Below are 20,192 nucleotides of genomic sequence, written 5' to 3'. Positions count from 1 at the left end.
AAGAATTATTTCTCATGACAGATTTACATCGCTTATCCATTCGTGAACTTAGTGAAGGTCTGGCAAATGCCCAGTTTTCATCTCGCGAATTGACTGAACATTACTTAAAGCGCATTGCAAAAATTGATGCACAGGTCAAGGCCTATGTGACCGTAACTGCTGAACAGGCGTTGGCTGAAGCAGACGCTGCCGATGCTGCAATCAAAGCTGGCAATGCCTCTGCCCTGACTGGTGTGCCAGTTGCCCACAAAGATATTTTCTGTACCCAAGGCATTAAAACCACTGCCGGTTCAAAAATGCTGGACAATTTTATCTCTCCTTACGACGCAACCGTTGTAGCGAAAGGTAAAGCTGCGGGCTTGGTCACTTTGGGTAAAGTGAACATGGACGAATTCGCGATGGGTTCGACCTCTGAGAACTCATATTACGGCGCAACTGCCAACCCTTGGAACCTGGGCCATGTCCCTGGTGGTTCTTCAGGCGGTTCTGCAGCAGCTGTGGCAGCGGATTTGGCACCATTTGCAACTGGTACTGACACCGGTGGTTCAATCCGTCAACCTGCATCATTCTGTGGTCTGACCGGTCTTAAACCGACTTACGGTCGTGTATCGCGCTTCGGTATGATTGCCTATGCATCATCACTAGACCAAGGTGGTCCAATGGCACGTTCTGCAGAAGACTGTGCTTACCTGATGAATGTCATGGCCGGTCATGACGCAAAAGATTCAACTTCAATGGATCAAGCGGTAGATAACTATGTCGCGAACTTGAACGCTACCTCAGTAAAAGGCTTACGCATTGGTATTCCAAAGCAATATTTTAATGTTGCTGGTTTAGATGCTGAAGTCAAAGCACGCGTTGAAGAATCCTTAAAAAAACTGGAAGAGATGGGAGCAATTCTGGTTGAGATTGATCTCAACATGACTGAAAGCTATGTGCCGACTTACTATCTGATCGCACCTGCCGAAGCTTCTTCGAACCTGTCACGTTTTGATGGCGTACGTTATGGCTACCGCGCAGAAAATCCTGTGGACCTGATGGACCTGTACAAACGTTCACGTTCAGAAGGTTTTGGTGCCGAAGTGCAACGCCGTATCTTGATTGGTACGTATGCCCTGTCTGCAGGTTATTACGATGCTTACTATGTAAAAGCACAGAAAGTACGCCGTCTGATCCAGCAAGATTTCCTCAAAGCATTTGAATCTGTTGATGTCATCGCTGCACCTTCTGCGCCAACGACTGCCTATAAAATTGGTGCGGATCTGACGCCAGTTGAAATGTACTTAGGCGATATTTATACGCTTGCGGTAAATCTGGCAGGTCTTCCTGCGATTAACGCGCCTGTCGGTTTTGACCAAAATAACTTGCCAGTTGGCTTACAGCTGATTGGTAATTACTGGTCAGAATCTCAATTGTTGTCTGTGGTACACCAGTATCAACAGGCCACCGATTGGCATACAAAACGCGCTGCAATTGCTGAGGAGAACGCATAATGGCTCAAGCTCAAAAATCGGCTAAACCAAAATCCAACCTGATTGATGGTTGGGAAGTCGTTATTGGTATCGAGATTCACACTCAGCTTGCCACCAATACCAAAATTTTTTCAGGTTCATCGACTGTTTTCGGTAATGATCCAAACACGCAAGCCAGCCTGGTTGATTTGGCTATGCCGGGCGTATTACCGGTATTAAACAAAGAAGTGGTTGATCTGGCGATTCGCTTTGGTTTGGGCATCGATGCTTACATCGATCAGGCGTCTGTATTTGCGCGTAAAAACTACTTCTATCCGGACTCTCCAAAAGGCTATCAGATCAGCCAGATGGACAACCCGATTGTGGGCTTGGGTCATATCGACATCCAGCTTGAAGATGGCACGGTTAAACGCATTGGCGTAACCCGTGCGCATCTCGAAGAAGATGCCGGCAAATCGATTCATGATCAGTTCGAAGGTATGTCAGGCATCGACTTGAACCGTGCTGGTACGCCGCTGCTTGAAATCGTTTCTGAACCGGATATGCGTTCGGTTGAAGAAGCGGTTGCTTATATCAAGGCAATTCACACTTTAGTGCGCTGGTTAGGTATTTCTGACGGTAACATGGCGGAGGGTTCGTTCCGTTGTGACTGTAACGTGTCGTTACGTCGTCCGGGTCAACCGTTTGGTACACGTTGTGAATTGAAAAACCTGAACTCATTCCGTTTCATTGAACAAGCGATCAATGTTGAAATTGAACGTCAAATGGAAATTCTGGACTGGAATGGCACCATTGATCAGGAAACGCGTCTGTTCGACCCTGTAAAGATGGAAACGCGTTCAATGCGTTCTAAAGAAGAAGCGAACGATTACCGCTACTTCCCTGACCCAGACTTGTTGCCTGTGGTGATTGCTGATGAGCAAATCGAAGCCATTAAAGCAACCATGCCTGAGCTTCCTGCTGCACGCCGTGCACGTTTCGTGGCGGACTTTGGTGTGACTGAGTACGATGCACACGTTTTAACGCTTACACGTGAAATGTCAGAGTTTTACGAAGAAGTTGTCGCTGCTGCTGGCGGCGCTGCACAAGGTAAAGTGTCTGCAAACTGGGTGATGGGCGAATTCTCAGGGGCGCTAAACAAAGCAGGCTTAGATTTGGCGGATTCTCCTGTATCTGCGGAAAAACTTGGCGGTATGATCGCGCGTATTGTGGATAACACGATTAACGGTAAGATCGCGAAGCAAGTATTCGGCTTTATGTGGGAAGAAGGCAAATCTGCGGACGAGATTATTGCTGAAAAAGGCTTGAAACAGGAAACTGATACAGGTGCGATTGAAGCGATTATTAAGGAAGTACTTGCTGCCAACGAGAAGATGGTTGAAGAGTATAAATCTGGTAAAGAGAAAGCTTTCAATGGTCTGGTTGGTCAAGTCATGAAAGCAGCAAAAGGTAAAGCGAACCCTGCGCAAGTAAATGAGTTGATGAAGAAATTGATTGGTTGATAATTGACTAATTACTTATTTTTATGAGATAAAGCCTCTATTTTTTAATAGGGGCTTTATCATGCATGATAATAAGATTATTGAATATATTCAGATTAGTAAATTACATGGTTATAAAAATATAAAAATTAACTTTGATTCGCCTTATATGATTTTACTATCTGAAAATGGTCAAGGTAAATCTACAATTTTAAGAATAATTAAAAATTGTTTAAATTTAGAACTCCTGAGTCTACAAGATATCAAATTTGAATCAATAGAAATAAAATTCTCTCAAACCAATGATATTGCCTTATTGAAAAAATTAGATCTAGATTTTGAATACAGTTCTCGTGCATATGAATACTTAAGTGAGAGATTAAGTAAAAGTGATTTTAATCATATTTTAAATTTAATTAATTCTAAAAAAAGCTATTCATCTATCATAAGTTATACCAAGAATATTTCTAGTACTACAAAAATAAATATTCCTTCAATGGCTATTAGAGAGCTAATCGAAGATAGAGACAAATTACTCAACAATGTTGGAATTAATAACTTTAGAGAAATTATTCAAAAAAACTTTAATAAAGAAATTCTTTATCTTCCAACGTACCGAAGAATTGAACAATTAATGGAAGAATTCGAAGAAAGTAAGATCAAAGATAAAAACATACAATTTGGCTTAAGAGACGTTAAAGTGAAAATAGAGGAAATAAGAACAAACATTCTTTCATCCTCTAATAACACTATGTCTCGTATTAATAGTGAGATTCTAAAAAGATTAATTAATGGTTTAGAGGTTAATGATGAGGAGCTAAAAATTATCAAAGAAAATAAGGATCATATTGATCTACTCCTCAATCGATTCGGTAATGATCTTACAGAAGAAGATAAAATAAAAATTAAGAATTTAATTTCTAGTATTGACAACTTAAACGATAGAAGCAGTCAAAATACAGCATTATTTTATTTTATCTCAAAAATGTTTAATGGATTTTTTGAGCAACGTGAAAAAGATCAAGCTTTAAAAAAATTTGCTGAAATTTGTTCAGGGTATTTTATTAATAAAACCATGAAATACAATGAAACAAGCATTAATATTTCCATAAATTCTAATGATGAACTTTCGAATTTGAGTGAAATTCAATTAGAGGATTTATCATCTGGGGAAAAGCAGATTGTTTCTTTATTCTCTAAATTAATTTTAGATCAAGAAAAAGAGTATTTTATTTTATTTGATGAACCAGAGTTGTCTCTATCTGTAGAATGGCAAAAAAAGCTTCTAAAAGATGTTTTAAATAGTAATTCATGTCATTTACTTTTATGTATGACCCATAGTCCTTTTATATATGATGAATTAGAAGAAATTACTTATGATTTAAGCGATTTTTTCCTTCCTACTAATATGGATGAAATATAATGTCTAATCGAAAGGAAAAATTGAATGCTTATAAACAGAATTTATCCGTTATTTTTAGAGATTACCTTAAAAGTAGAAAAATCAATAAACAAGCAACCCAATTTATTGTAGAGGGAATTGATGATCCAAAATATTACACTACACGCTTTGATCTTTTCTTTGACCTACAATGGAATTTAACATCTGTTGGTGGAAAATCTAAAGTATTAGGTTTAAGGCAAACTTTAGAAAAACATCCTTTATATAAAAAGGATAAATGTTATTATTTCATTGACAAGGATTATGAAGAAAAAATTAATCTAGAAAAAGTTTACTGCACTCCCACTTACTCTATAGAAAATTTATATCTGGATGAAAGCTGTATTAAAAAGTTAATTATTTCAGAATGTGGTTTAAGCAATGCTAATATAGAAAAAAGACATGAAATCATGGAATATATTTTGAATGACTACCGACATAATCTTAATAAATTTCATAATGATAAAAAGGTAATAAAATTAAATACAGTTTTCAAATATATTAGGAAAAATGGAGGAGAAAATTTATCTTTGGACAAAGTTTTAAAGATTGAATTTGAAGAAAATGATTTAAAAAAATTAAGGATAAGACATCAACCAAGCTTTTTAGATTTAAAGAAAGAGAAACTCTATGATTTTAAAAACTTTTATAAAAGTGAAGAAAATATTAATTTTTTAAAATCACCGTTGGAAAATTTCAGAGGCAAACAAGAGATTATTTTTCTAAAATGCTATCTCAAAAGATTATATAGTAATGGAGATTTAAATTCTGAAATATCAACTAAGTTTGGTGTAAATATCAAGCTTGAAAATCCGGCAATGGCTGATAAACTATTGAGTAATCTATCAAGTTATGCAAATACTCCTTCATGCTTAAAAAGTTTTTTATTAGAAATTAACCATAAATCTTCAAGCTATAAAGTTGCTTAATTTAAAGCCCTTTATTTTAATAAAGGGCTTCAATAAGTAAATTATATACACAAATATTTGCATTAAAAATATCCTTTATCACCCAAATAGAAGACTTAGGACGTATACAACTTTCAAAGTTCTTTTTTTATGTGTGTTTAGCACCCTCATCCCCTTGCGAACTCAAAATATATTTTGAGGATTCTCATCCCAGTGGGAGAAGGAGCTTTCATTGCTAATTTGATTCCGTCATAAATTTTATAATGGATATCCCATCTCCTGAGCGAGTTTTAAAGCACTGTTTTTAAAACGAAGCGCAAGTGATGAGCAGCGCTGCTGCGCAAGGAAGAGGTACTTTGACAGCAAACGCCAATAAGACCTAAAAAGCTCTATTTAAATATTCCATACCACTACAACATAAACATATACTCTAAAGATCTTTGATTATTCACCTATCTGTCACCCAAAATTCAGGTACAAGGAGAAAAATCAATGATCAACCAACTTTGGAATACAGTCTGGTCTAGACATCATAAAACTAAGGACCTATTCAAACGTTTAAACCCTCACTTTATTTTATCTCAACAGATTCAATCGAACTCAGATTCAACTGACAACATTCAGTCTAATACTAAACAACATAACGGATTCAAAGGCTCATACAATAAAACCCAATGGCTTGGATTATTCCTCGGTCCATTGGTATTTGTGTGGTTATACTTTGGCATGAGCTTTGAAGGTTTATCTTCAGAAGGTCAAGGTGTTTTAGCACTCACCGCATGGTTGTCCATCTGGTGGATTTTAGAAGTTTTACCTTTAGGCATTACCTCTTTGCTGCCTATTGTCGTGATGCCAATGATGGGGACTTTGACCATCGCCAAAGTAACATCCAGTTATACCGACCCGAATATTTTCTTATTCTTAGGTGGCTTTGCAATCGCGATTGCAATTGAAAAATGGAATCTACATGAACGCATTTCATTAGGCATTATTAGTTTTTCCGGGTCTACTGTGAATGGTCTGATTTATGGATTCATGTTCGCCACAGCGTTTTTATCCATGTGGATTTCAAACGTAGCAACGGTCATGATGCTATTACCGATCGGAATGGCAATTGTCCATAAAATCATTTCTTTACTTAAACAAGAAGCAAGTCACGATCCGGATGATGAGGTCAAATTTACTAAAGCCATTATTTTTGCAATTGGATTTGGTGGCATTATTGGTGGTAGTGCAACCCTGATTGGTACCCCACCCAACCTGATTCTAGCTGGATTGGTCAAAGAAATTTATGGTTATGAAATTGGATTTGCGCAATGGTTCATTTTCGCTTTTCCCCTTTGCTTAATTCTAGCCATATTCACGACCTTCTGGTTGACCAAAATTGCCTATCCAATGAAAGCGAAGAAAATTACTGAAGGTAAGGCATTTATTCAGTCAGAAAAAACCCGCTTAGGCAAAATGTCCTATGAAGAAAAAGCGGTCGCAATCGTATTTGCAGTAACTGCATTTATGTGGCTAACGCGTACATTTATCTGGAAAGATATCATTCCAGGCATCTCGGATACCATGATTGCTATTACAGCGGCCATGGCTCTATATGCAATACCCGCAACGGATGGCAAACGTCTATTAAATGCAGATTCGCTTAATGAAATGCCTTGGGATGTTTTATTACTGGTCGGGGGTGGCCTTGCCTTAGCTGCTGGTTTTAGTAATACAGATCTTTCACAATGGATTGGTCAGCAGTTACTGCTATTAAAAAGTATGCCATATTTAATTGCATTATTATTAACAACAGCACTAACGATTAGTATTACTCAAGTCTCTCCAAATACTGCTGTAACGACAATTTTTGTGCCGATTGCCGCTACTTTGGCTCTAGCCCTAGATGTACACCCCTTACCTTTAATGACAGCTGCTGCACTGGGTGCCGGTTTTGCATTTATGCTGCCTATTGGCACACCATCTCAAGCCGTTATCTTTGCCACAGGTAAAGTGAGCATTCGGGATATGCTTATGCAAGGGACATTAGTCACCATTCTTGCTACCCTTTTAATCGTAGCTTCAGTCTATTTTATTTTCCCGCTTGCTTTTGGATTGGATTTATTCAGCTTCCCAGAAGCATGGAAATAAATACTTATATTTAGTACCTCATAAAAATCCTCCAGTATCGGAGGATTTTTTATTTCATATTATTTGCTTCTTATCGAACCCAACTTATTCAACAAATCTGGGGTTAAAAAAGTCTGTGCAACACGATTCAAATCGATATAACGCAGCACACCTTTGAGCTGATTATTAATTTCCGGATTCTTTAAAATTTCCTCGCCTGTGGTTTTGCCTAAAGCCTGAAAACTATCGCCCACAGCCTGTAACCCTTCAGCCTGAATCACCGCTTTGGTCTGTACTGAACATTGCTCCACTAAAATGCGCTGCAACACCGTCGCCAGATTCTTGTCTAATGCTTCCTTTTGACTCGCGGTCACATTGCTAAGGGCCTTTAAATCGGGATGATTTCCTAAAGCCACAAAGGTCCATTGCAAGACTGTGGTTTTATCTGTGGCTGTGGTGGATTTCATCAAACAGTCACTGAGCTGGTTGACTGTCGGACCAGCCAATGTCACCTGAGTTACACTTAATAATGTTGCACTTATTAAAAACGTACGAAGCTTTGTAAAAGATTTATGTGCCATCATAATTTCCTGTTCTTCGATGTCCAGCCAATGATATGAAACCAGTTAGTTGTAGCATGGAACAGGGCAATAAACTGATAGAACTCTGTAAAAACTGACCCAGATTTACAACACTTGGATGGTCATTCTGATGTCCATATTGCTATTCATCAGGTCAGGATATTGATCAGTCAAACTTAGCGCTATGATTTAGACTAAAACAATAAAAATAAAAACTTATAATTATGAATACCAACATATTTCACAGCATCATACTGTGGGGACTTGTCTTTTTTTCGTTTTGATCGTATTTTTATTCATCCATCCAACATCGCGGAAGGAGATTCTCGGATCACGTGATCTCCCCACTAAACCAAGCGGGCTTTCTTCTGTTCTCTCCCGTCGGATCGAGCAGATTTTTGCGCCTATCTTCTCGATCGTCAAAAGGATCATACGGATTTTGGATTAAGTCTTTTGATCCCGCGCTTATTTTAACTTCCTCAAAAGATTCTTGGCTCCGGCATGATTATAGTTATTGGCCAAATTCTGCAAAATCCGCTTGGATTGCGCTTTAGCATTTGGGAAACGGCTGCTATAACTCGGCACACTGGTTAAACAGCGCGCTACCAGCATCCCTGATTCAGTATAGACACGTGTTCCCTCTGTGCCCTGCAATTTGCCATAGTTATAGGCACGCTGGGCGTTGTTACAGGCATTATTCAGATTCTTACCGCTATTAATATCACGTCGCGCTGCCACATAGATTTTCATCTGATGTTGTTGCGGTGTTTCTGCTACCGCAGCTCGAGCTGATGCCGCTGCTAGCTGCTTTTTCTCTGCTTCTTTTTTCTCAAGCTCTTTTCTTTCTAATTCCTTTCGCTCTAATTCTTTACGTGCTGATTCCTTCAGTTCATTTGTCGTCTTTGCGGCAGGAGTCTTAGGAGGAGTCGTAGTTTTTATCGATGCAGGGGTGGTTTTCTCCACAGCAACCCTGGCTTTAGTTGGACGATAAAAGTTTTTCGCTTGAGAAGGAGTCATGACCTGGGTGAGTAGTCGAACGCTACGCGTCTGGCTAGTTTTATCAACTTGTCGTTCAGAAGTTGGCTCAATCGAGACAATCCAACTTTCAGTCAGGTCATCCATACGACACTGATAGGCACCGCTCCCCTGTACAACACCTCGATTGGCACTCAGGCGTTTGCGCTGGGAAACATCTGCCACTGCACTAAAATTACTTTTATACAGCAGGGAAAATTTACCGCCCTGTTCATGACAATATTGCGTCAGTATCGAACGCGGATACATGGCCTGAGTCGTATTATTTTTCTGAGCTTGTCCCCAAAGATAAACATAATCTTTTGCACTACCATCACGTTGATTCAAAGCCCGTTTGGCAATCAGTTCTTCCGGACTGGCAAAAGGATGTAAAACCTCTGATTTCAACCGATTCACGCTATTACACCCAGCTAAACCTGCTGCCCCTATTATTAGAATTATTACTTTTAGCTTCACAGCAAACATCTCAACCCCAAAATCCCGTATAACATAGCTTAAATAGCACAAAACAACAAACACAAGATATTGATAACTATAATATTTAAACGGTAAAAAGGCACATATCAGCCTCAACTTTGCTGATTGTGCCAAGCTTCATGTGATAAAAATTGACACAAGTATCATTTTTAACCAAGATCAAATAATAAACAATTCCATTCAGGACTCAAGAAAAAGATAGAAAAAACACATAAAAAACCGAAGAAGGCGGTGAGTCCTTCTCCAGCGGCTTATTCAGGGAACGCTACAGACCTTTATTATAATGGGTAATAAATTTACCTTTTATCCGCTATAACATTGCCTGAACAAGTTCAGCATAAGAATAATTTCCTCAACGTACATTTGTTATTTTTATACGTCAAACCATCGGAAATTAAACGCCATCTTGGCTGGCCCTTAGGATTTTAGACAAGAAAAAAATATCTGAATACCCCAATATTGGGAGGTTCTGACACGATTTACCCAAGTCATCTGACCAACGGTCAGATCGATATTTTCCATTGGATTTTGTAAATTAACTCGCCCTAAAAAAAGCCAAACCTAAAACTGTTTGGCTGATAAAGCAGGATAATAATATGAGAAAAAATTAATCAATATGTGATTCAAATGCTTTTAAGCGTTTATAGATCGACATCAGTTCAATAATCGTCGGCCAAGACAGAATCAGATACTGGAAAGATTCCCGCACTTTGCCAAATACATTCAGGATTTGCATCATCAAACCAAGAGTAATTGCCCCTGCTGCAATACTTGGAAACAGAATAAATAATCCGTAAATATTGTCTAACTGCAAGTACCAGATCCGAACCATGTTGAAATAAGCATAGTGAAAATACAACCGGAAATAATTCCAGCGTACCCGGCTAAACAGTTCTTGTAATGTCAGCGGATGTGCGCGATCAGCATAGTCTTCGCCATAGACCAACTCTTTACGATAGGCTGCCTCAACTTTCTGGTTATTGAACTCCAGTCCGGGCAATTTCATTCCCACGACCATTAAAATGACCGTACCCAATACCGCCCAGCCAATCGAGGCCCACATTAAAGCATGCGGTATTTCCCCGACAATTGGTAAAACCTTCACGTGACTAGAGAGCTGATATAAGATCGGCAGGAATGCCATCAGCAACATCAGCGCTTCAATCAAGGAAACACTTAACTGCTCCGTGGTTTTGGCAAAGCGCATGGTATCTTCCTGGATACGTTGTGATGCACCTTCAATATGACGTAACTGCTCCCAATGTGCGGTGTAATAATCATTCATCGCGGTACGCCAGCGGAAGACATAATGGCTGACAAAAAACAGGTTAAATACCGCTAAAGTGACATAAACCATCGCAATATAAATAAAGGTTAATGCGCCTTGATACAGCAATGAAACATCCCCACCACCCTTAGTGAGCATTTGTTGAATCTGATCATAAAACGGGCTATACCATTCATTTAATACGACATTGACCTGTACCCCGAACCAGATATTAAACAGAATAAATGCCGAGCCCCAGACCGACCAGCGCTGCCATCGGTGTCCGGCTTTCCATTGCCAGAACAGCGCAAATATCGTAGTTGCAATGAAATACCAGAGATAGAACCAGATAAATTGAGCTGACCAGAAACGCCCGATACCGATTGTAAGCTTTTCATCAAAATAACCCTCAGGAAAACCCAGATAGGTTCCCCATCCTGATCCGCCACCATGCCAAAGCACAAGATTAATGATAAACCACAAAATCAGGCTGCTAAAAAACCAGACGGGTTGCGGGAAAAATGACTTAAACATGCCGACCCAGTTCTCCTTATGTCTCTTGGTCATCCAAATGACGCATAGTTTATTCTTATTTTAGATTTTTACTGTTATAAAGCATTAATTTTCAATTTAGTGTAAAAAAGGATAGAAGGATATCGAGTCTCTAGAAACTTATTTTTATCATTCAGCTCTGCGTTATGATTTTCCTTATATTCTCGATTTTTATCATTCAGCCGAGCGATATCAAAAACAAAAAAATTATCATGTTTTTGACCTTTCGTTATTTTGATAATTTTTTTTATGCCTGTTATCTGTCGGTTTTATGTAAAAGAACCTTATGCTTCCGAGTACTGCGAGAATAGGGTGAAAATCAGGCATACTGCATGTCTTCTAGGTATCTTTTATCTAAATAGACCACTTCTCCCTATTTGAATAAGTCATTGATCAAGTTCTCAGTTTTTGAAGAAACAGTTAAATTTTCAAAAATCATGCTATGATTTAATTATCGAAAAGTAATCTTATTTTGGAAAAAACTATGGAAAGTTCAGTAATTGAATTACTTAAACCGGTGACTCTACAAAAAGAAAACTGCGATCCTATTATTTTTGAAGCAGGTACTGTTTTTAAAGTGGTTATGCAGACTCCAACCAGTCTTCTGGTCAGTAATGATGATGACTTTAACTTTACAATTCCTTTAAAAGACAAAAATGAAGTGTGGCGAGAGATCTGAGTATTTTTATCTCATGCAAATAGACGGGTTGTATCTGAGTTTGGTTTTTTAACTTACTTATATGATACGACCCTTAGCTTCTCTCCGCTTTGATTGCTCTTTTATTATTTTTTCAAAAAATTATTTCTTTCCTCTTCTGTCATCATTTACTGATTTTAAATTGGCTCATATCCATTTGAGCAAAAAATTCTGTTTAATTGAAACATCATTTAGTTTTGTAACCTATGTAAGATCACTAATGATCTGTTTTCGGTCTTTTGTATCTACTCTGTCCTTGCGATGACACCTTTACATCTCTTCTCTCTGTTTAGCTCAACTTCATCTAATACCTACGCTTCGATTCAAAAAAAAGAATATTCAAGTTATTTTCAGAGTTTAGTCATAGAACTGGTGTTCATCTTTCTTCGATTTTTTATCCTCTGATAAAATTTATCAATAGGAATTAAAAAATAATCTGAGATGCTAAATTAAGAGGCTGTTTAAATTGTATAGCTCTGCAATTGATCCCAAGAAAATTTGATAATACGAAATTTCCCTCTAGCCAATATTAGTATTTTTTCTTTTAAGACAGCTTAGCCAATTTTAAAAATTATTAATTTTCATAAACTTAAGTTAAATATTTTAATTATATATACCTGATTTATAAATTTATTTAGATTTTTACATTTAAAAGGATCTCAAAATTACATCTCCCTCATATATTTAAAAATAAAAAAATAAAAAAATAAATTAATAATAAATACTCTATTCTAAAAAATTAATTAAAAAATACATATTCAAAAATAAAGATTAAATAATAAATCTTATTATGTAAAATCCTGAAAAACAATCAATCCAAGAAAATCTTAAAATATAAAATCCTCATAATTTATTTTTAAAATTTATTAACAATACTGGATTTCTACCAAAATATTTCTAAATCTTACAAAGTAACTGTACTTGTTAAAAGTGTTTCGTTTCTGCACTTAAAGCCAGTCTGTTAAATGAAATATGTTATAAATTTAATCAAAGCAATGATCATTCAGGTAATTCTAACTTTTAAATCAATTTAACTTCAGAGGCTTAGGTAGTATTTATGTCGACTCTAAAAGAAGCTCAAGACCTAGAAGATTCACTTGCTACATCTTCTTATATATTACCTCAAGTGATTTTAAATCAACTCAAACCTATTATTTATTCTCATAAAATTGTTTTATTTCTTGATATTGATGGAACCATTTCTGAATTCCACCCAGATCCAGCAAAAAGTATAATTAAGAGCGAAACCTTAAATACTTTAAAAGAGTTACAACAATATATTCAGCTAGTATTAGTGACCGGTCGCTCAATTGCACAAGCCCAAAAACTTATTTATCCATTTGACTGGAATATTGCAGGCTCTCATGGTCTGGAATTAAGCTATCAATTGCGTTTAAGCAAGTTAATTGATTTAAATCCTGAACAGTTTGAATTATTAAAAAATTATATTACAGAGCATAGTAATAATATTCCTCAGACTCGAATAGAAATTAAAGACTATTCAGTCGCCCTGCATTTTCGTGAACACCCCCATTTAGAGCATCAAGTGCATGCATTTGCCTTGGATTGTCTCGCTCATTTTCAGGATTTTGAACTTAAGGCTGGAAAGTTTGTATTTGAACTGGTGCCCAAAGGTGCAAATAAAGGTTCAGCTATCCAACAAATCATTCAGCAATATCACTTAAATGATCATTACCCCATTTTTATCGGCGATGACCTGACCGACGAAGCCGGTTTTCAACTCATCAACACATTCAAAGGCTGCTCTATCAAAGTCGGTACAGGCAACACCGTGGCACAACATCGCCTCGAAAACGTGACTCAAGTACAGGCTTTTCTAGCGGAATTTCTAGAAATACTGAAAGCACAACAACAATTATTATTGGAGAAATTACATGTCGAAACTCATAGTGTTATCAAATCGTGTAAATCTACCTAAGTCAGACAATACACAGGCAGGTGGATTAGCGGTGGCATTGCAGGATGCTTTGCAGGATATAGGCGGTATCTGGGTTGGCTGGAATGGATCCCGAGTTGACCAGACAAAAGAGCAGAAGTTTCAAATCCTGAAGCATCAAAATGTTGAATATCACACGAGTCCATTGACTGAATCCCAATATCAAGGTTTTTATTGTGGTTTTGCCAACAATGCGTTGTGGCCACTGATGCACGACCAGCATCAGCTTGTAGATTATCAGCCGCAGGATTTTAAGATCTATCAGGATGTCAATTTGCGTTTTGCCAAGCACCTGAAACAGGTGGCATCTCCACATGACATTATCTGGATCCATGATTATCATTTTTTAAGCGTGGCGCATTATTGCCGTAAACTGGGCATGCGTAACCGTATTGGCTTTTTCCTGCATATTCCCTTTCCTGAACTAAGGCTCTGGCAGACTTTAGCCGCCCATCGCGATCTGGCACATCATTTGGCCAACTACGATGTACTGGGTTTGCAGACCTCTCGCGATCAGGAAAACTGTCTGAATTTCCTTGAACAGACCTTAAAAGTGCAGCATCGTCACAATGAAATCCTGAATTATCAATCTCGGAAGATTCATGTGAAATGCTATCCGATTGGTGTACATCCTGTGCAACTACAGAATCAGGCCTCAGATACTCATCTGGAAAAGCTTCCCTTTGATCTGGATACAGTGCAGCCGTATAAGACCATCATTTCAGTTGACCGGATTGATTATAGTAAAGGCTTATTGGAGAAAATCGGATCTTTGCAGAGCTTGCTGGAAGATCAACCGGAGTTTAAAAATCAATTCCAGCAATTACAAATTGCCTGCCCGTGCCGACTGGATGTAAAAACCTATAAGAACCTGTATACGCAATTTAAATCTGCCGTACATGAACTCAATAGCCAGCATGGCACAGCAGACTGGTTACCCTTCGATTGCAGCTATGACACCTTGGGCCATGAGGCCTTGATGCAACTGTATCGTAAGGCAGATATTTGCTGGGTAAATTCGATCCGGGATGGCATGAATCTGGTCGCCAAGGAATATATTGCAGCACAAGACCCTTTAGATCCAGGTGTCTTGATTTTATCTAAATATGCCGGTGCTGCTGAACAAATGAAAGAAGCCTTACTGGTCGATCCTTATGAGCATGACAGTATGGCCAAAGCCTTAAAAAAAGCACTGCGCATGTCTAAATCAGAACGTTTAGAGCGCTATCGTTATTTAAGCCAAGGCTTGAAAAATTTCGATATTATTCGCTGGCGTGATCAGTTTATCACTGACCTGAAAAACTCACAAAGCCTGCGGATCTATCGCCCGGTGGCTGCAGGAGCTTCAAACCAGTTCAGTGTGCATGCCTAAATTTTTAAGTAAAAAAACACCAGCATTAAGCTGGTGTTTCGTTTTGAAGAGGAGCCACAATCTCTTCGCTTTGTTGTACTTCGCTTGGGTCTGCAGTGAGATGATTCAAAATCACAATACTCAATAGACCAATCGCAATGACGCTAAATACCAGACTCAATCCGATGATTTCACTACCAAAGCCGACCAATGCTGGCCCAATCAACGAACCTGTATAAGCAAATACCGATACATAAGACAATGCCACATGTGAAGCCAAAGTTTTCTGACGTCCTGCACGGGAAAACATCAGCGGTACAATGTTGGCACTACCTAAACCTAAAATCGCATAGCCGACCAACACCACTTGCCAGACTGGCGCAAAGACTACGGTTAATAAACCGGTTGCAGCCAAGAGTGCGCTTAACAGAATCGTATTTTTTTCACCAAACTGCTGAATAATCAGGTGTCCACTAAAACGTCCCAGTACCATCAAACCAGCAAAGAAACTATAAGCCAAACCGGTTTGCGCCGCAGGCAGGCTGAACTCAGTAGCAAGATAAATACCACTCCAGTCCATGGCGGCACCTTCCGAAAGAAAAGCCACAAAACAGATCAGACCAATACCTAAAATTGCCCAGGTCGGTGCTGCTTTTTTCACTGGCTGTTCTGATGATGTGTCTTCTACCGCTGTTTTTGGCTCAGCACCCAAGCTCAAAGGAACAGCAAATAAGGCAATAAGCAGCAAAATCACACTAACAATCACCGCACCAGTTAAAGGTGCCAAGCCGAATCCCATTAACATGGTCATGCCCAGTACGCCTGCTAGACCACCTAAACTACACACCCCATGAAAACCCGACATTAAACTTTTACCGAGTTTTTTCTCAATCTGTGCAGCCTGAATATTGACAGTCACGCCCAAAGCCCCGGCACTGGCACCAAAGAAAAACAGGCTGATTGCCATCATTAAATGATTCGGACTATAAGCCAGAGCAGGCAAAATGAACAAAAATGCACTGAGAATTACAGCCAAAACGGTACGACAACCTAAGGCATTGGCCAGTCGGCCAGCCAGTGGCATCGCCAGCATTGAACCGATTCCGGCACACAGCAATAACAGGCCAAAATCAGCATGATTTAATAACAGGCGCTGCTGTGCATATGGAATTAAGGGTGCCCAAGCCGCAGTACTAAAGCCCAAGCTAAAGAAGCACAACGCAGTCGCTATTTTCTGCCATAGATATGGTGATGGAGACTGAATTCGAGAAAGCAGTGTTTGATTGAACATTGTATTACCAAAAAAGAAGGCTCAGGCATCCATTACCGATCATCCATAGAAAAACCCCACAGACTTATAGTTGAAATATATAAGTATGCGGGGCTGAATTTGCGTGAATTATAAACAGAATAAATTTAAATGGAATAGTTTTTAGAACCGAATTTTAAGATTTTTTACAAGTATCTGATTGTATAAAATTTATAGTTTTATGCTTTTATTTGCACAGGCTGATCGGTTTTTTAGCGGCCTGCTTAAGCTCAAGTTTTTGCAGAAAATGGGCAAAACCTGCAGCAATTTTTGAGCTGAGACGACTGCTGGTGGTGACTCTCAGTTGATTCGACCAGACAATCTGCGCGCCGGCTTTTTCTAAACGACGGATGAAATCAACATCCTCATGACAGTCCAGTTGCTGAAACCCATTGACCTGTATATAAGCCGAAGCTTTAAAACACAGGTTTGCGCCATGAATATGCCGATGTCCCATGCTGTCCTGATAATGTCGGAGATAAGCCTGACGGGTTTTCCGGCTTAAATGATCCCATTGATCCAGCTCGACTACACCACAAATCGCATCGGTGGGTTGATGCTGTAACATCATCTGAAACCAGTCACACTGTACGAATGAATCGGCATCGGTACAGCAAATCCAGTCACAGCCCTGCTCGATCATTTGCTGAATCCCCAAATGGCGTGCCTTACCGACATTTCGGAAGTCGCAGCTCATAGCCGGAATGCCCATTTGCTGAACTTTAACGGCGGTGCTATCAGTACAATGGTCCAAGACCACGAGAATCTGGATTTCAGGAAGATTTTCTATTGTTTTAAAATATTGAAAAAAATAAGTTTGTGCTGATTTTAAGGCTAACAGACAGCGTTCAATATAGGCTTCTTCATTACAGGCCGGAATCACCACACCGATTTTTTTCATCTTAAGCCCTCCTGCTCTGCTACGGATTGCGCTGAATTCAGCCAGAGATCTATCAAAAAATCGGAATCCTGCAAACTTAAACGATGTGCATAGTTTAAATGCGCTTTGAGATACTGATGGACATCTTCACCATTTAGGCTAAATCCCGAGATTGGCGCGCGCCAATGACAACTCAAGATACATCCGCCCGGTTCCAGTGCAGTATGCAGCCATGTCAGCACCTGTTGCAGAGCAATCGGGTTCAAATAATATAAAATCTCACTGACGACAATGAGCTGAAATTTCTGTTCGGGCAAATCATCTGGCACGATCCGCTGTAACACCTGTACATGCGGATAAGCTTGTAAACGCTGCTGCGCCAAATGGATCGCAGTATTATTGGCATCCAGACACATTAAGCTATTTGTCCGCCGCGCCAGTTCCTGACTAAAGATGCCATTACTGCAACCAATCTCAATCGCGGAGTCAAACTGCAAGTGCGGCAAGATCGCCAGACAAATCTGCCGTTTGCGCTGTTCATACCAACGCTGTTCATATTGCCAGGGATCTCCCTGATTCAGTGCATATAAGGCATCGAAATATTCCTGATCATAGGCTGCTTTACTGTTCATACAGATACACCTCCCAGGGCTGTAAAATACGTTGTAATTCCTGCTCTGGCAGAATCGGTGATTGATCTATCGTCGGATCAAGCTCGATCTGGCTCTTAAAACACCGCGCAGCTCGAGACTTATATTGTAATTCTTCCTCAGTTAATTTGAGTTGATGAGCGACGGTCCAGGGAATTCTGGTATCTCCAGGTGTTGCCCAATGCCATGCCCAAATCAGGACCTGAATACAGGTTAAATTAAGCTCAGTCGCCAGCTGCTGTGTGACTTGCCCCGTAATTTCATGATCGGGATGTCCATCATGAACAAATGTGCTAATTAACACATCATTCAGCTGCAGATAAGATTGCAGATGCTGTTGCAACACATTCCGCTGTTCTGCAACTTTACCATCCTCAATGTCTAAAGCGATCCGCAGAATATTCTGTTTTAAAGGTAACGCTTCTAAAGCTGCTCGCGTTTCAGCAGGACGAATCTGGTTCAACTCTTCGGGAGTATACAGACTAGAGCCGAGATGACTGGCTGTCCCATTGGTAACGGCAAAAAGTACGATCTGATAGCCCAATTTGTCCAGACGCTGAATCAGGCCTCCACAGCCCAAAATTTCATCATCAGGATGAGGGGCAATGATGCAGACTCTTGCATCTAGGGGAATAACCTGAGGAATATCGAACTCCGGCATCTGTTGCAGGATCTGACAGGAACGCCATTCTTCGAGCCGTGTGCCTTCACCATGGATGACACGATCACCTACAATCTCATGTCTTATAACGTCCATAATTGTTCCTCCTGTGCAGTCAGCTCACCAATTCGCTCCAAATCAAATGCGGCATGACTTTGACGAATAAATACCGGAAGATCTGCTGCAAGCCGGGCGAAATGCGGATGCTCACAATACGGCGCAGCACCTAGGGCCTTACCTACATGAGTCAGTACATTTAAAGCCGTCGCTTCAACCTGAGCACGCAAGCTACGAATCTTTAATTCATGTGAATGTTGCGGTTGCTGATCAATCAATGTAGCGACTTGATGAAATAAGGACTGTGTCGCTAAAAGCTCCCGACTAACTTCACCAAGATACATGGCTTTATAGGCATGCGGTTTGAGCAAGAACGTCTGCCTTAAATATTCAGCCAAACGCACGGTTGCGCCATACCAGCACGCAGCCACACCTGCGGCACCGTGCCAGAATCCAGGCCGATCCAGATAGGCATCCGGAGCTGCGACTTTTTCTACCTCGACCTGATCCAGTTCCAGCCGGGCAGTCACGGTATGCTGCATACCCACTGCCTGCCAGGCATCCTGACGATGCTGAATGCCTTCTTGAGACAAATCTAGAATTAGTAACTGGGAGTGTTGCTGCTCATCACGGTAAGTCAGCAGGCCATGTTGCACCCAGACCGATGCAGAACACCAAGGCTTAATCCCGCTTAACTTTCCTGCTTGCAATGTTAAAGGTTTGGGTCCACCTTCTGCCGCCCAAACTGCCCATAAGCCTTTTTGTTCTACAGGAACATTCAGTTCATGCAGAATAGCTAAAGCATCTAAATGCGATTCATACAGTTTTCCCAAACTCAGATTGCTGGCTGAAACCTGGCTGAGTATCTGCCAGCGTTTTAAGGTGGCTCCGGAAGCGGAATAAGGCACCTGGTCAGAAATCGCCACCAGCTCCATTAAAGTGTGCTGAATTTTTTCTTGTAGCTCCAGAGGAGAATTTTCAAATCTTTGTAATATTGAACCGAGGTTCATGCATGCGGTTCCTCATAAAATACGGATAATGTTGTTGTGTTTGTAAAGTCAGTTAATGAGAAAGCTTGCGCATTTGTTTTAAACGAGTGGTCAGCCCTAATATCTTACGCCGTGTATTAATCTCTTCTTCATTGAAACAAAGTTGCTGCATCAGTTCAGCTAAAGGCAAATGATTATGTTCAATGAGATAAATATCCTGCTCTCTGCTCCATTTGGCTTGTTGTGCTTGAGCCAACAACTTTTTGACATCCGGTCTCACCATCTCTTCATCCATTTTAAAACCATGAGGAT

General features: G+C 39.7%; 17 protein-coding genes. 8 read left to right on the top strand and 9 right to left on the bottom strand.

Going from position 1 to position 20,192, the window contains the following annotated elements; all coding sequences use genetic code 11:
• Positions 1 to 14: 14 nt before the first annotated feature.
• From gatA to MWG72_RS10125, 5 genes are all read left to right on the top strand, one after another.
• Positions 15 to 1,493, top strand: a complete 1,479-nt coding sequence (gatA, locus tag MWG72_RS10145) for an Asp-tRNA(Asn)/Glu-tRNA(Gln) amidotransferase subunit GatA (RefSeq protein WP_247143967.1) — start codon at positions 15 to 17, stop codon at positions 1,491 to 1,493.
• Positions 1,493 to 2,974, top strand: a complete 1,482-nt coding sequence (gene gatB / locus MWG72_RS10140) for an Asp-tRNA(Asn)/Glu-tRNA(Gln) amidotransferase subunit GatB (RefSeq protein ID WP_247143966.1) — start codon at positions 1,493 to 1,495, stop codon at positions 2,972 to 2,974. The genes gatA and gatB overlap by 1 nt, the downstream gene beginning before the upstream one ends.
• Positions 2,975 to 3,035: 61 nt before the next feature.
• On the top strand, positions 3,036 to 4,376 hold the full coding sequence (locus MWG72_RS10135; RefSeq protein WP_247143965.1) for an AAA family ATPase: 1,341 nt from the start codon (positions 3,036 to 3,038) through the stop codon (positions 4,374 to 4,376).
• On the top strand, positions 4,376 to 5,323 hold the full coding sequence (locus MWG72_RS10130) for a DUF4435 domain-containing protein (protein ID WP_247143964.1): 948 nt from the start codon (positions 4,376 to 4,378) through the stop codon (positions 5,321 to 5,323). The genes MWG72_RS10135 and MWG72_RS10130 overlap by 1 nt, the downstream gene beginning before the upstream one ends.
• Positions 5,324 to 5,794: 471 nt before the next feature.
• Entirely contained in the window at positions 5,795 to 7,438 is a 1,644-nt protein-coding gene (locus MWG72_RS10125; protein WP_247143963.1) for an SLC13 family permease, read from the top strand.
• Between the two features lie 59 nt (positions 7,439 to 7,497).
• Here the strand turns inward: MWG72_RS10125 and MWG72_RS10120 are convergent, their stop codons facing one another.
• The 3 genes from MWG72_RS10120 to sbmA form a co-directional block, all read right to left on the bottom strand.
• On the bottom strand, positions 7,498 to 7,998 hold the full coding sequence (locus tag MWG72_RS10120; RefSeq protein WP_247143962.1) for a hypothetical protein: 501 nt from the start codon (positions 7,996 to 7,998) through the stop codon (positions 7,498 to 7,500).
• Positions 7,999 to 8,463: 465 nt separating this feature from the next.
• The gene (locus tag MWG72_RS10115; protein ID WP_247143961.1) at positions 8,464 to 9,498 is read right to left on the bottom strand and encodes a hypothetical protein; all 1,035 of its coding nucleotides are present in this window, start codon (positions 9,496 to 9,498) and stop codon (positions 8,464 to 8,466) included.
• Positions 9,499 to 10,117: 619 nt separating this feature from the next.
• Positions 10,118 to 11,311 carry a peptide antibiotic transporter SbmA gene (gene sbmA / locus MWG72_RS10110; RefSeq protein ID WP_247143960.1) on the bottom strand — a complete coding sequence of 398 codons (1,194 nt, stop codon included), beginning with the start codon at positions 11,309 to 11,311 and terminating at the stop codon, positions 10,118 to 10,120.
• 502 nt (positions 11,312 to 11,813) lie between these two features.
• Here sbmA and MWG72_RS10105 point away from each other — a divergent pair.
• The 3 genes from MWG72_RS10105 to MWG72_RS10095 all read left to right on the top strand — a co-directional run bounded on the left by MWG72_RS10105 (position 11,814) and on the right by MWG72_RS10095 (position 15,355).
• Positions 11,814 to 12,008: a hypothetical protein gene (locus tag MWG72_RS10105; RefSeq protein WP_153567199.1), complete on the top strand. Its 195-nt coding sequence runs from the start codon at positions 11,814 to 11,816 to the stop codon at positions 12,006 to 12,008.
• Between the two features lie 1,075 nt (positions 12,009 to 13,083).
• Positions 13,084 to 13,965, top strand: coding sequence for a trehalose-phosphatase (otsB, locus tag MWG72_RS10100; protein WP_247143959.1), 882 nt, complete (start codon positions 13,084 to 13,086; stop codon positions 13,963 to 13,965).
• A complete protein-coding gene (locus MWG72_RS10095) occupies positions 13,922 to 15,355 on the top strand; it encodes a trehalose-6-phosphate synthase (protein WP_247143958.1) in 1,434 nt (477 codons plus the stop codon). Before otsB ends, MWG72_RS10095 begins: the two co-directional genes overlap by 44 nt.
• Positions 15,356 to 15,380: 25 nt before the next feature.
• Here MWG72_RS10095 and MWG72_RS10090 read toward each other — a convergent pair whose 3' ends face one another.
• From MWG72_RS10090 to MWG72_RS10065, 6 genes are all read right to left on the bottom strand, one after another.
• On the bottom strand, positions 15,381 to 16,625 hold the full coding sequence (locus MWG72_RS10090) for an MFS transporter (RefSeq protein WP_247143957.1): 1,245 nt from the start codon (positions 16,623 to 16,625) through the stop codon (positions 15,381 to 15,383).
• Positions 16,626 to 16,830: 205 nt separating this feature from the next.
• Positions 16,831 to 17,544 (bottom strand): glycosyltransferase family 2 protein, encoded by a 714-nt coding sequence (locus tag MWG72_RS10085; RefSeq protein ID WP_247143956.1) that lies wholly within the window; start codon positions 17,542 to 17,544, stop codon positions 16,831 to 16,833.
• Positions 17,541 to 18,155 carry a class I SAM-dependent DNA methyltransferase gene (locus MWG72_RS10080; RefSeq protein WP_247143955.1) on the bottom strand — a complete coding sequence of 205 codons (615 nt, stop codon included), beginning with the start codon at positions 18,153 to 18,155 and terminating at the stop codon, positions 17,541 to 17,543. Before MWG72_RS10080 ends, MWG72_RS10085 begins: the two co-directional genes overlap by 4 nt.
• Positions 18,145 to 18,930 (bottom strand): PIG-L deacetylase family protein, encoded by a 786-nt coding sequence (locus MWG72_RS10075; protein ID WP_247143954.1) that lies wholly within the window; start codon positions 18,928 to 18,930, stop codon positions 18,145 to 18,147. Before MWG72_RS10075 ends, MWG72_RS10080 begins: the two co-directional genes overlap by 11 nt.
• Complete coding sequence (locus MWG72_RS10070) at positions 18,918 to 19,901, bottom strand: acyl-CoA dehydrogenase (protein WP_247143953.1); 984 nt, start codon at positions 19,899 to 19,901, stop codon at positions 18,918 to 18,920. Before MWG72_RS10070 ends, MWG72_RS10075 begins: the two co-directional genes overlap by 13 nt.
• 52 nt (positions 19,902 to 19,953) lie before the next feature.
• A complete protein-coding gene (locus MWG72_RS10065; protein ID WP_247143981.1) occupies positions 19,954 to 20,163 on the bottom strand; it encodes a hypothetical protein in 210 nt (69 codons plus the stop codon).
• Positions 20,164 to 20,192 lie beyond the last annotated feature (29 nt).

Source organism: Acinetobacter lwoffii (genome assembly GCF_022967985.1).
Classification (GTDB): Bacteria; Pseudomonadota; Gammaproteobacteria; order Pseudomonadales; family Moraxellaceae; genus Acinetobacter.
This window is presented reverse-complemented; position numbering and strand designations above follow the sequence as displayed.

Bases quoted from the DNA above. Each gene is read 5' to 3' on its own strand.
- gatA (WP_247143967.1), top strand. From the start codon at position 15: ATGACAGATTTACATCGCTTATCCATTCGTGAACTTAGTGAAGGTCTG.
- otsB (WP_247143959.1), top strand. From the start codon at position 13,084: ATGTCGACTCTAAAAGAAGCTCAAGACCTAGAAGATTCACTTGCTACA.
- MWG72_RS10125 (WP_247143963.1), top strand. From the start codon at position 5,795: ATGATCAACCAACTTTGGAATACAGTCTGGTCTAGACATCATAAAACT.
- MWG72_RS10070 (WP_247143953.1), bottom strand. From the start codon at position 19,901: ATGAACCTCGGTTCAATATTACAAAGATTTGAAAATTCTCCTCTGGAG.
- MWG72_RS10085 (WP_247143956.1), bottom strand. From the start codon at position 17,544: ATGAAAAAAATCGGTGTGGTGATTCCGGCCTGTAATGAAGAAGCCTAT.
- MWG72_RS10095 (WP_247143958.1), top strand. From the start codon at position 13,922: ATGTCGAAACTCATAGTGTTATCAAATCGTGTAAATCTACCTAAGTCA.
- MWG72_RS10080 (WP_247143955.1), bottom strand. From the start codon at position 18,155: ATGAACAGTAAAGCAGCCTATGATCAGGAATATTTCGATGCCTTATAT.
- MWG72_RS10115 (WP_247143961.1), bottom strand. From the start codon at position 9,498: ATGTTTGCTGTGAAGCTAAAAGTAATAATTCTAATAATAGGGGCAGCA.
- gatB (WP_247143966.1), top strand. From the start codon at position 1,493: ATGGCTCAAGCTCAAAAATCGGCTAAACCAAAATCCAACCTGATTGAT.
- MWG72_RS10135 (WP_247143965.1), top strand. From the start codon at position 3,036: ATGCATGATAATAAGATTATTGAATATATTCAGATTAGTAAATTACAT.
- MWG72_RS10105 (WP_153567199.1), top strand. From the start codon at position 11,814: ATGGAAAGTTCAGTAATTGAATTACTTAAACCGGTGACTCTACAAAAA.
- sbmA (WP_247143960.1), bottom strand. From the start codon at position 11,311: ATGTTTAAGTCATTTTTCCCGCAACCCGTCTGGTTTTTTAGCAGCCTG.
- MWG72_RS10075 (WP_247143954.1), bottom strand. From the start codon at position 18,930: ATGGACGTTATAAGACATGAGATTGTAGGTGATCGTGTCATCCATGGT.
- MWG72_RS10065 (WP_247143981.1), bottom strand. From the start codon at position 20,163: ATGGTGAGACCGGATGTCAAAAAGTTGTTGGCTCAAGCACAACAAGCC.
- MWG72_RS10130 (WP_247143964.1), top strand. From the start codon at position 4,376: ATGTCTAATCGAAAGGAAAAATTGAATGCTTATAAACAGAATTTATCC.
- MWG72_RS10120 (WP_247143962.1), bottom strand. From the start codon at position 7,998: ATGGCACATAAATCTTTTACAAAGCTTCGTACGTTTTTAATAAGTGCA.
- MWG72_RS10090 (WP_247143957.1), bottom strand. From the start codon at position 16,625: ATGTTCAATCAAACACTGCTTTCTCGAATTCAGTCTCCATCACCATAT.